Source organism: Kutzneria sp. NPDC052558, from assembly GCF_044547355.1.
GTDB lineage: Bacteria > Actinomycetota > Actinomycetes > Mycobacteriales > Pseudonocardiaceae > Kutzneria.
In genome coordinates this window covers 25,142-37,304 of sequence record NZ_JBIUAG010000030.1, presented here as the reverse complement: position 1 = coordinate 37,304, position 12,163 = coordinate 25,142, and the positions used below count along the sequence as shown (strand labels likewise).

Here is a 12,163-nt window from a genome sequence, read left to right as displayed (position 1 = left end):
TGGTGGCTGGCGAGGCCACGGCGCCGGCGGCGGTGGAGCGCTGGTCCCGGGATCGCACGATGATCAACGCGTACGGTCCGACCGAGACCACGGTCTGCGCCACCATGTCCGGCCCGCTGTCCGGGGCGATCGTGCCGCCGATCGGCCGCCCGATCGCCAACACCAAGGTGTACGTGCTGGACGCGGCGCTGCGGCCGGTCGCGCCCGGCGTCGCCGGCGAGCTCTACGTCGCCGGCCCGAGCCTGGCCCGCGGCTACCACCATCGGCCGGGGCTGACCGCGGCACGCTTCGTGGCCAATCCCTTTGGCGCCGGCCGGATGTACCGCACCGGGGACCTGGCGCGGTGGCGGGCCGACGGCCAGCTGGAGTACCTCGGCCGCGCCGACGACCAGGTCAAGGTCCGCGGTTTCCGGATCGAGCTCGGCGAGATCGAGTCGGTGCTGGCCAAGCACGCCGACGTCGCCGAGGCCTGCGTGGCCGTGCGCGAGGACCGGCCGGGCGACCGGCGGATCGTCGCCTACCTGGTCGGCACGGCGTCGGCGGCGGACCTCCGGGCCCTGGTCGGCGCGGCGCTGCCGGAGCACATGGCCCCATCGGCGTACGTGACGTTGCCGGAACTGCCGTTGCTGCCCAACGGAAAGGTGGACCGCAAGGCCCTGCCGGCCCCGGACTTCACCGCCGGCACGACCGGCCGGGCCCCGCGCACGGCTCGCGAGGAACTGCTGTGCGGGGTGTTCGCCGAGGTCCTGGGACTGCCCGAGGTCGGCGTGGACGCCAACTTCTTCGAGCTGGGCGGCGACAGCATCCTGTCGTTGCAGGTCGTCAGCCACGCTCGCAACGCCGGCCTGGTGATCAGCGCGCGGGACATCTTCCGCAACGGCACCGTCGCCGCGCTGGCCGCGACTGCCGGCGGTCGAACCGCGCAGGTGGAGGCGCCGGACGCCGGGATCGGGGCGGTGCCGCTCACACCGATCATGCGGTGGCTGCGCGAGCAGGGCGGCCGGCACGCCGGCTTCAACCAGTCGATGGTGCTCCAGGTGCCGGCCGATCTCGGGCTGGACAACCTGATCACCGCGGTGCAGGCGTTGCTGGACCACCACGACGTGCTGCGGTCCAAGCTGACCGACGCGGCGCTGGTGATCGGGCCGCGTGGCTGCGTGCGGGCGGAGGACGTCGTACGCCGGGTCGAGGTGACCGGTGACCTGGCCGAAACCGTTGCCCAGCAAGGCGAAGCCGCTCGCGACCGACTGGCCCCGGCCGATGGCGTGATGGCGCAGGTGGTCTGGTTCGACACCGGCGACTCCGGGCGGCTGCTGCTGATGCTGCACCACTTGGTGGTGGACGGCGTGTCGTGGCGGATTCTGCTGCCGGACCTGGCTGCCGCCTGGCACACCGTGGCCCGCGGCGACGAGCCGGTGCTGGATGCCGTGCCGACGTCGCTGCGCACCTGGTCGCACCTGCTGAGCAAGCAGATCTGGGCCCGGCAGCCGGAAATCGAGCTGTGGAACGGGATGCTGGGCCACGCGGACCCGGTCCTGGGCCGTCGCCCGCTGGACCCGGCTGTCGACCTGGCCTCGACCGTCCGCGAGCTGGAGGTGTCGCTGCCCAGCGAGGACACCGAAGCGCTGCTGACCAGCGTGCCGGCCATGTTCCACGCCGGGGTGACCGACGTGCTGCTCACCGGCCTCGCCCTGGCCGTGACGACCTGGCGGGACCGCCGGGGGATCGGCGGCGACGGCGTGCTCGTCGACCTGGAGGGCCACGGCCGCGAGGAACTGGCCGAGGAGGTCGACCTGTCCCGCACGGTCGGCTGGTTCACCAGCCTGCACCCGGTCCGGCTGGATCCGGGATCCGTGCCGTGGGCGGAGGTCGAGGCCGGCGGACACGTCGTCGGCCAGGCGGTGAAGCAGGTCAAGGAGCAGCTGCGGGCGCTGCCGGATCACGGCATCGGCTACGGCCTGCTGCGCTACCTCGACCCGGAATCCCCGGTCAACGCGGCGAATCCACAGCTCGGCTTCAACTACCTGGGCCGGTTCGGCGCGGGCGAGGCCGCGGACTGGACCATCGCCGAGGACGTGGCCGGCCCGGGCGGGCGCGACCCGCGGATGCCGCTGGCCCACGCCCTGGAGATCAACGCCGAGACCGAGGACCGGGCCGACGGGCCGGTGCTCACCGCCACCTTCTCCTGGCCGGCCGAGGTGTTCCACGAGCGGGACGTGCGCGAGCTGGCCGAGCTGTGGCTGCTGGCCCTGCGGGCCCTGGTGCGGCACGCGGCCACGGCCGACGCGGGTGGCCTCACCCCGTCGGACCTGTCCCTGGCCGGGCTGAGCCAGGACGAGATCGAGGACCTGGAAGAGGAATTGGGGAGCTTCGAGTCATGAGTGCGAACGGACTGCAAGACGTTTTGCCGCTGTCCCCGTTGCAGGAGGGGATGCTGTTCCACGCGCTCTACGACCGGGCGGCCGTCGACGTCTACACCACTCAGCTGGTGCTGGACCTCGACGGTGAGCTGCGGCCGGCGGACCTGCGCCGGGCCGCCGACTCCCTGCTGCGCCGGCACGGCGCGCTGCGGGCGTGCTTCCGGCAGCGGGCCAACGGCCAGCCGATCCAGGTGATCGTCCGCTCGGTCGCGACGCCGTGGCAGGAGGTGGACCTGACCGGCCGCGAGGCCGACCTGGAGGCGCTGCTGGCGGCCGACCGGGTGCGGAAGTTCGACCTGGCCAAGGCCCCGCTGATCCGGTTCACGCTGGTCAAGCTGGGGGAGGGGCGGCACAAGCTGGTGGTCAGCAACCACCACATCCTGCTGGACGGCTGGTCGGCCCCGCTGCTCATCCAGGACCTGTTCGAGCTGTACGCCGGCAAGGAGCCGGCGCAGCCCCGGCCGTACAAGGACTATCTGTCCTGGCTGGCGGCGCAGGACCGGCCGGCCGCCGAGCGGGTGTGGCGGGAGGCGTTGGCAGGCCTGGAGGAGCCGACCCGGGTCCGTCCCGCCGACGCCGGTCGCGTCCCGGAGCTGCCGGAACGCCTCTACGTCGAGCTGTCGCCGGAGCTGACTTCCGCGCTGTCCCAAGCGGTTCGGGCCCGCGGCCTGACGGTGAACACGGCCGTGCAGGCGGCGTGGGGCGTCGCGCTGGGCGAGCTGACCGGCCGGGACGACGTGGTGTTCGGCGAGACCGTGTCGGGCCGGCCGCCGGAGTTACCGGGCGTCGAGTCGATGGTGGGCCTGTTCATCAACGCCCTGCCGGTGCGGATGCGGTTGGACCCGGCGCGGTCGCTGGCCCAGAACCTGGCCCGGTTGCAGGCCGACCGGTCGGCTGTGTTGTCACATCAACACCTCGGGCTGGCCCAGATCCAGGCGGCCGCCGGCCTCGGGGAGTTGTTCGACACCATGACGGTGTTCGAGAACTACCCGGTCAGCGCCGACGATGACGACAGCTACGCCGGACTGCGGCTGTCCGACGCCAGCGGCGGCGGCGCCACGCACTACCCGCTCAGCCTGATCAGCGCCATGTCCGACTCGACGCTGACCCTGCGGCTGGACTTCCGCACGGACCTGTTCGACCGCGCCGAGGTTCAGCGCCTCGGCGACCGGATCGTGCGGCTGTTCGAGCAGTTCGTCGCCGACCCGGACCGGCCGCTGGGCCGGCTGGAGACGCTGTCCCCGACGGAACGTCGCCAGGTCCTGGAGGAGTTCAACCGGACCGCGTTCGATGCCCCCACCGGGACCCTCGCCGACCTGCTGACCGAGCAGGCTCGGCGCACCCCGGGTAATACCGCTGTGGTGTTCGAGGGCATCGAGGTGTCGTACGCCGACCTGCACGCCCGGGCCAATCGCCTGGCAAACCGGTTGCTGGCCAAGGGAATCGGCCCGGGCGACACCGTGGCGATCCAGCTGCCGCGATCGGTCGAGCTGGTGGCGGCGCTGGTCGGCGTGCTCAAGACGGGGGCCGCCTACCTGCCGGTCGACCCCGACTACCCGGCCGACCGCATCGCCTACATGCTGGCCGACGCCCGGCCGCGCGAGGTGATCACCTCTCTCGACACCTCGGAATTCCCCGACACGGAGCCGGATCGGGTCTTCGACGCCGGCCTGCCGGCGTACGTCATGTACACCTCGGGCTCGACCGGGCGGCCCAAGGGCGTGATCGTGCCGCATCACGCCGTGGTCACCCGCATGGCCGGCATGCAGGCCGACTTCGGTCTGTCCACACAGGACCGGGTGTTGCAGAAGACGCCGTCCAGCTTCGACGTGTCGGTGTGGGAGTTCTTCTGGCCGCTCACCCAGGGCGCGACCCTGGTCGTGGCCGCCCCGGACGGCCACCGCGATCCCGCCTACCTGGCCGGGCTGATCCGCGACCAGCGGGTCACGACCGTCCATTTCGTGCCGTCGATGCTGCGGCTGTTCCTCCAGGAGCCGGCCGCCGCCGAGTGCACGGGACTGCGCCGGGTGTACTCCGGCGGCGAGGTGCTCACCGAGGACCTGGGACGGCTGTTCCACGACACGCTCGATGTGCAGTTGATCAACGGCTATGGCCCGACTGAGGCCACGGTCGACGTCACCTTCTCGCCGTGCGTGCCGGACTCCGGCCCGGCCCCGATCGGCGGCCCGGTCGGCAACACGCAGCTGTACGTGCTGGATTCGGCGCTGCGGCCGGTGGCCGTCGGCGTGGTCGGCGAACTGCACATCGCCGGCGACCAGGTGGCCTACGGCTACCACGGCCGCCCCGGCCTGACGGCGGAACGCTTTGTGGCCAACCCGTTCGGCGCTGGCCGTCTCTACCGCACCGGTGATCTGGTGCGATGGCGTGGCGACGGGCAACTGGAGTTCGTCGGCCGTGGCGACGACCAGGTCAAGGTGCGTGGCCTGCGCATCGAGCTCGGCGAGATCGAGCAGGCGCTGCTGGCCGGCGGCGAGGTCCGCCGGGCGGCGGCGATCGTCCGCGACGGCCGTCTGGTCGGCTACGTCGTTCCGTCCACTGTGGACACAGTCGGCTTGAGGTCCGCATTGCGAGACCGGTTACCGGAGTACATGGCGCCGGCGGCCGTGGTGGCCCTTGACGAACTGCCGCTCACCCCGAGCGGCAAGCTGGACCGCAAGGCCCTGCCTGATCCCGACTACGCCGGCACGCACACCCGCCGCGCCCCGCGCACGCCGCGGCAGGAGATCCTCTGCGGCCTGTTCGCCGAGGTACTCAACACCGGGGCGATCGGCATCGACGACAACTTCTTCGAGCTGGGCGGGCATTCGCTGCTGGCTATCCGGCTGATCAGCCGAATCCGCGCCACGCTGGACATGGAACTGCCGATCCGGCTGCTGTTCGAGGCTCCGACCGTGGCCGCCCTGAGCGACCGCATCGAGTCCGCCGGTCAGGCCCGCACGCCGCTGACCCGGCAGCAGCGGCCGGCCGACATCCCGCTGTCGATGGCCCAGCGCCGGCTGTGGTTCCTGCACCGCCTGGAGGGCCCGAACGCGCTCTACACCATCGCCACCGTGATCCGGCTCAGCGGCGTGCTCGACCGGGCCGCCCTGGCGGCGGCGCTGGCGGATGTCGTTGCCCGGCACGAGATGCTGCGCACCGTCTTCCCCGAGACCAACGGCGAGCCGCACCAGGTCGTCACCGAGCACGTGCCGGAACTGCACGTGGTCCCCGGCCTCGACCAGGCTGGCCTCGACCAGGCCGCCGCCTACGCGTTCGACCTCGCGGTCGAGACGCCGCTGCGGGCGACCCTGTTCACCGAGGGCGACGAGCACGCGCTTCTGTTGGTGCTGCACCACATCGCCGGCGACGGCGGCTCGAAGACCGCCTTGCTGGCCGACATCGCCGCCGCCTACGACGCCCGTCGTGACGGCCACGCCCCCAACTGGGCTCCGCTGGCCGTGCAGTACGCGGACTACACCCTTTGGCAGCAAAAGGTTCTGGCCGACGACATGGACCGGCAGCTGGACTACTGGCGCACCAACCTGGCCGGGGCTCCCGAGCAGCTCGAACTCCCGACCGACCGGCCCCGTCCGGCCGTCGCGGACCCGCACAGCGAGACCGTGCAGCTGAGCATCGCGCCCAAGCTCCACACCGACCTGCTTGCCTTGGCGCGCAAGACGAACACCACGCCGTTCATGGTCGTGCAGGCGGCGATCGCCGTGCTGATGGCCAAACTCGGGGCCGGCACGGACATTCCCATCGGCGCCGCGGTGTCCGGCCGTGGTGACGACGCGCTCGACGGCGTGATCGGCTTCTTCGTCAACACGCTGGTGCTGCGCACCGACCTGTCCGGCGACCCGACCTTCGCCCAGCTGCTCGCCCGGGTCCGGCAGACCGACCTCGACGCCTACGCCCACCAGGACGTGCCGTTCGAACGGCTGGTGGAGGCGGTCAACCCGGCCCGCTCGCTGGCCCGGCACCCGCTGTTCCAGGTCATGCTGACCTACCAGGACCCGGACGAGGGCGAGTTCGCCCTGGCCGGCCTGCGCACGCGACTGGACCGCGCCGGGGCCGGCTCGGCCAAGGTCGACCTGTCCTTCCACCTCCAGGAGACGTTCACCGCCGACGGCCGCCCCGACGGGGTCGACGGCCTGGTGGAGTTCGCCACCGCGCTGTTCGACCGCGACACCGCGCAAGCCATCGCCGACCGGCTCGTGCACGCCCTCGCCGCCCTCGTCGCCGAGCCCACCCGGCCGGTCGGCCTCGTGGACGTGCTGTCGCCGCAGGAGCGGCGGCTGGTGATCACGGACTGGAACGACACCGCCCACCCGGTCGTGCCGGCCCATCTGCCCGCGCTGATCGAGGCCCAGGCGGCCAGGACCCCGCACGCCGCCGCCGTCCGCCATGACGGTGATTCCCTCACCTACCAACAGCTGAACGAGGCCGCGAACCGTCTCGCGCGGCGGCTGGTCGAGTCCGGCGTCGGCCCGGAGCGGTTCGTCGGCGTGGCCATGGCCCGGTCGGTGCGGCTGGTGGTGACGCTGCTGGCCGTGCTCAAGGCCGGCGCGGCCTACCTGCCGATCGACACCAGCTACCCGGCCGAGCGCATCAAGTTCATGCTCGACGACGTCCGGCCGGTCCTTGTGCTGGACGACGAACCCATTGACACCAAGGGACTCTCGGCCGCCGACCTGACCGACGCGGACCGGCTTTCCCCGCTGCGGCTGGAGAACCCGGCCTTCGTGATCTTCACGTCCGGCTCCACCGGCCGCCCCAAGGGCGTGGTGGTCGAGCACCGGTCGCTCAACGTCTACCTGGCCTGGGCCCGGTCGGCCTATCCGGGCGTGGCCGGGCGGTCGCTGGTGCACTCGGCGGTGTCCTTCGACCTCACCGCCACCGGCCTGTTCGCCACCCTCACCGCCGGCGGCTGCATCGAGCTGATCGAACTGGACGAATCCTCGGTGGCCCAGGTGGAACGGCCCACCTTCGTCAAGGCCACGCCCAGCCACCTGTCGCTGCTGATCGCCCTGCCGAGCGGCTTCTCGCCGACCGAGCAGCTGGTGCTGGGCGGCGAATCGCTGATGGGCGAGGTCCTCGACGAGTGGCGCCGGCGTCACCCCGGCGCGACCGTCGTCAACGAGTACGGCCCCACCGAGACCACCATCGGCTGCACCGAGTACCGCATCGAGCCCGGCGAGACCGTGCCCGGCGGCGTGGTCACGATCGGCCGGCCGGTCTGGAACACCCGGATGTACGTGCTCGACGCCGCCCTCAACCCGGCCCCGGTCGGCGTGGTCGGTGAGATCTACATCGCCGGCGACCTGGTCACCCGCGGCTACCACGGCCGCCCCGGCCTGACCGCGACCAAGTTCGTGGCCGATCCGTTCGGGCCCGGACGAATGTACCGCTCGGGCGACCTGGGCCGCTGGAACGCCCAGGGTGGCCTGGAGTTCGTGGCCCGGGTGGACGACCAGGTCAAGCTGCGCGGCTTCCGGATCGAGCTCGGCGAGATCGAGTCGGTCATCGGCCAGCGGCCGGACGTGGTGCAGGCGGCGGTGATCGTCCGTGAGGACCGGCCCGGCGACCGTCGCCTGGTGGCCTACATCGTCGGCCCGGTCGACCTGGCGGCGCTGCGCGCGCAGCTGGCCGAGCAGCTGCCGGAGTATATGGTGCCGTCGGCGTTCGTGGTGCTGGACGCGCTGCCGCTGACGCCGAACCGGAAGCTCGACCGCAAGGCCTTGCCGGCGCCGGAGTTCGTCGCCGACGCCACGAGTCGCGCCGCGCGGACGCCGGCCGAAGAGGTGCTGTGCGCGCTGTTCGCCGACGTGCTCGGCGTCGAGCGGGTCGGCGTGGACGACGACTTCTTCGAGCTGGGCGGGCATTCGCTGCTCGCGACCAAGCTGGTCAGCCGGGTCCGGGCGGCTTTCGACGCCGAGATGCCGATTCGCGCCGTGTTCGAGGCGCCGACCGTGGCGGGGCTGGCTCAGCGCTTGGCCGATGGCGGAACCGCGCGCACCGCGTTGGTTCCTCAGGTGCGGCCGGAGCGGATGCCGCTGTCGTTCGCGCAGCGTCGGCTCTGGTTCCTGCACCGGCTCGAAGGGCCGTCGCCGACGTACAACATTCCCTTGGTGCTCCGGCTTTCCGGCGCACTGGACCGAGCGGCGTTCGTCGCGGCGGTGAACGACGTGGTGCAGCGGCACGAATCGCTGCGCACGGTGTTCCCGAACGTGGACGGCGACCCGTACCAGGCGCTCACCGACGCGCCCGCCCACGTCGAGTTCACTGTGGACGGTGACCTGGAGTCCTTGGCCCGCTACGGCTTCGACCTCGGCGCCGAAGCGCCACTGCGCGTCACCGTGATTTCACAGGGCGACGAGCACACCGTGCTGATCCTGACCCACCACATCGCCAGCGACGGCTGGTCGGCCGCCCCGCTGGTCCGCGACCTCAGCGCCGCCTATGCCACGCGCCGCCAGGGCCAGCCGCCGGCCTGGTCGCCGCTGCCCGTGCAGTACGCGGATTACACGCTGTGGCAACGGGATCTCCTCGATCGCATCGGCGACGAGCAGATCCAGTTCTGGCGCGACACACTCAGCGGGGCCCCGGAGGCGCTGGAGTTGCCGACCGATCGGCCCCGGCCTCAGGTGCTCACCCACCGAGGCGACTCCTATGTCCTGCACCTCGACGTCGACCTCCACCGGGCCCTGGCCGACACCGCCCGGCGCACCGGCGCGACCCTGTTCATGGTGCTCCACGCGGCGTTTGCGGCCCTGCTGACCAGGCACGGCGCCGGGGCGGACGTGCCGATCGGCACCCCGGTCGCCGGCCGGCTCGACGCCGCCCTGGAGGACCTGGTGGGGTTCTTCGTCAACACGGTCGTGCTGCGCACCGACACCTCGGCCGACCCCACGTTCGCCGAGCTGGTGGCCCGGGTCCGGCAGGCCGACCTGGCCGCGTTGGCGCACCAGGACGTGCCGTTCGAACGTCTGGTCGAGGCCCTGAACCCGCCACGGTCGCTGGCCCACCACCCGCTGTTCCAGGTGCTGCTGACCTTGCAGAACACCGAGGACGGCGAGCTGACGCTGCCCGGCCTGGCGGTGCGGGTGGAGGACATCGGCACCGGGGTGGCCAAGTCCGACCTGTCGCTGAGCCTGCGGGAGTATCCGGACATCGGCGGCATCGACGGTGTGCTCGGCTACGCGGTGGACCTGTTCGACGCGGCGACGATCGAGGCCATGGCCGACCGGTTCGTCCGGCTGCTGACCGCCGTCACCGCGAACCCGGACGTCCGGATCGGCGACATCGACCTGCTCGGCCCGGACGAGCGGGAGCGGCTGCTGCGGAGTGTTCCCGGCCCGGCGGCCCGGACCCTGCCGGCGCTGTTCGCCGACCAGGTCCGTCGCACCCCCGACCACATCGCCGTCGCTGACGCCGTGACAGAGCTGTCCTATGTGGAGCTGAACCGCCGGGCTAACCGGTTGGCGCACCAGCTGATCGCCGACGGCATCGGCCCGGAGAAGCTGGTCGCGCTGGCCATGCCCCGGTCGATCGACATGGTGGTCGCGGTCCTGGCGGTGGCCAAGGCCGGCGGCGCGTACGTGCCGATCGACCCCGACTACCCCGCCGACCGCATCGACCGGATGCTGGCCGACGCCGCCCCCGCGCTGGTGATTCGGTCGCTGGCGGAATTCGGGGACGGCACAGACGACAGCGACCCGGTCGTGGCCGTCAGCCCGGACCACCCGGCGTACGTGATCTACACCTCCGGCTCCACCGGCCGGCCCAAGGCTGTGGTCGTCACGCACGCCGGCATCGCCGCCCTGGTCGCCAACCAGCAGGCCAACTACGGCGTCAAGCCGAGCAGCCGGGTCCTCCAGTTCGTGTCGCCGAGCTTCGACGTGTCGGTGGCGGAGCTGTGCATGGCCCTGCTGTCGGGGGCGTGCCTGGTGATCCCGCCCGGCTCGTTGGCCGGCGACGAGCTGGCCCGGGTTCTGGCCGACCAGCGGATCACGCACCTGCACCTCCCGCCGTCGGTGCTGGCCACGGTGCCGCGGGTCCCGCTGCCGGCGCTGGAGGTGCTGATCACCGGGGCCGAGGCCTGCCCGCCGGACCTGGTGGCGCACTGGTCGGCCGGCCGCCGGATGGTCAACGCCTACGGCCCGACCGAGGCGACCTGCGACGTCAGCTACGCCCTGGTCGGCCGGGACCAGGGCATCGGCCGCCCGATCGACGGAGTGCGGGCGTTCGTGCTGGACCCGGCTCTGCGGCCGCTGCCGCCGGGCGTGACCGGTGAGCTCTACGTCAGCGGCCCCGGCCTGGCCCGGGGCTACCTCGGCCGGCCCGGCCTGACCGCCGAGCGGTTCGTGGCCAGCCCCTTCGGCGGCCGCATGTACCGCACCGGCGACTTGGCCAAGCGGCGGGCCGACGGCCAGCTGGAGTTCGTCGGCCGGGCCGACCACCAGGTCAAGATCCGGGGCTTCCGGATCGAGCTCGGCGAGATCGAGTCCGTGCTCACCGAACACCCGGCGGTGCGGCGGGCCGTGGTCGTCGTGCGGGAGGACCGGCCGGGGGACAAGCGGCTGACCGCGTACGTGGTCCCCGAGCACGAGTTCGACCGCCCGGGGCTGCGGGTGGCCGTCGCCGAGCGCCTGCCGGCGCACATGGTGCCGTCCACGTTCGTGCCGATCGCGGCGATTCCGTTGACCCCGAACGGAAAGCTCGACACCGCCGCGCTGCCGGCCCCGGACATCGCCCGGACTCCGAGCCGGTCGCCGCGGAGTCCGCGCGAGCAGGTGCTGTGCGGGCTGTTCGCCGAGGTGCTGGGCATCGACGACATCGGCATCGACGACAACTTCTTCGAGCTGGGCGGGCATTCGCTGCTCGGGGCCCGGCTGGTCAGCCGGATCCGGGCCACGCTCGGCGTGGAGATCGGCGTGCAGACGTTGTTCCAGGCGCCTACCGTGGCCGGGCTCACCGCCCAGTTCGACACCGGCGACCAGGGCGGCGGCCTGGACGTGCTGCTGCCCATCCGCACCGAGGGCAGCCGGCCGCCGCTGTTCTGCCCGCACCCGTCCACCGGCCTGAGCTGGGCGTATTCGGGGCTGCTGCGGCACATGGACGTTCCCCTGTACGGCCTTCAGGTCCGTGGCCTGGCCGAGAAGTCCACGCTGCCGGCGAGCCTGGACGACCTGGTCGCGGACTACGTGGACCAGATCCGGAAGGTCCAGCCCCAGGGCCCGTACCACCTGCTCGGCTATTCGCTCGGCGGCAACATCGCCCAGGCGATCGCGGCCCATCTGCGGTCGCAGGGCGAGGAGGTCGGCCTGCTGGCCATTCTCGACGCCCAACCCGGCGGTCTGGCCGAGGTCGACGTCCTCGGGCGGCTGCACGCCGACCTCAGCGGCGGCCAGCCCGGCGATGAACGGGCCACGGTGCTGGAGTTCCTGCGCCGGGACGTGTTGCCGGACGTGCCGGATGAGCAGTTGGAGCGGGCGCTCGACGCGATGGTCAATAGCATCGCGGTCACGATGGCCGCGCGGCCGGCGGTGTTCGACGGCGACGCGCTGTTGGTCACGTCCACTAGCACCCCCGACGGCGGCGTGCCGCTGGTCGAGGCGTGGGGGCCGTACATCGGCGGCGACATCGCCGAGCACCGCGTGGCGTGCGTGCACTCCGACCTGCTGGACAGCGAGTGGATCGGCGAGGTCGCGGGCGCGGTTATCGCCCGGATGAACGATCGATAA

Annotated in this window: 2 protein-coding genes (1 of these 2 only partly in view); both read left to right on the top strand. The window is 72.2% G+C overall.

The genetic code is table 11. The features are described from left to right. Nucleotides 1-2,381: the final stretch of a non-ribosomal peptide synthase/polyketide synthase gene (locus ACIG5F_RS38210; RefSeq protein WP_396524914.1), read on the top strand. 19,834 nt of this gene lie to the left of the window's left edge; 2,381 of the gene's 22,215 nt are visible here — the last part of the coding sequence; its start codon lies off the left edge, out of view; it ends in the stop codon at nucleotides 2,379-2,381. Then, nucleotides 2,378-12,163: an amino acid adenylation domain-containing protein gene (locus tag ACIG5F_RS38205; protein WP_396524913.1), complete on the top strand. Its 9,786-nt coding sequence runs from the start codon at nucleotides 2,378-2,380 to the stop codon at nucleotides 12,161-12,163. Before ACIG5F_RS38210 ends, ACIG5F_RS38205 begins: the two co-directional genes overlap by 4 nt.

Coding starts and splice junctions, on each gene's coding strand:
- ACIG5F_RS38205 (WP_396524913.1), top strand. CDS start 2,378: ATGAGTGCGAACGGACTGCAAGACGTTTTGCCGCTGTCCCCGTTGCAG.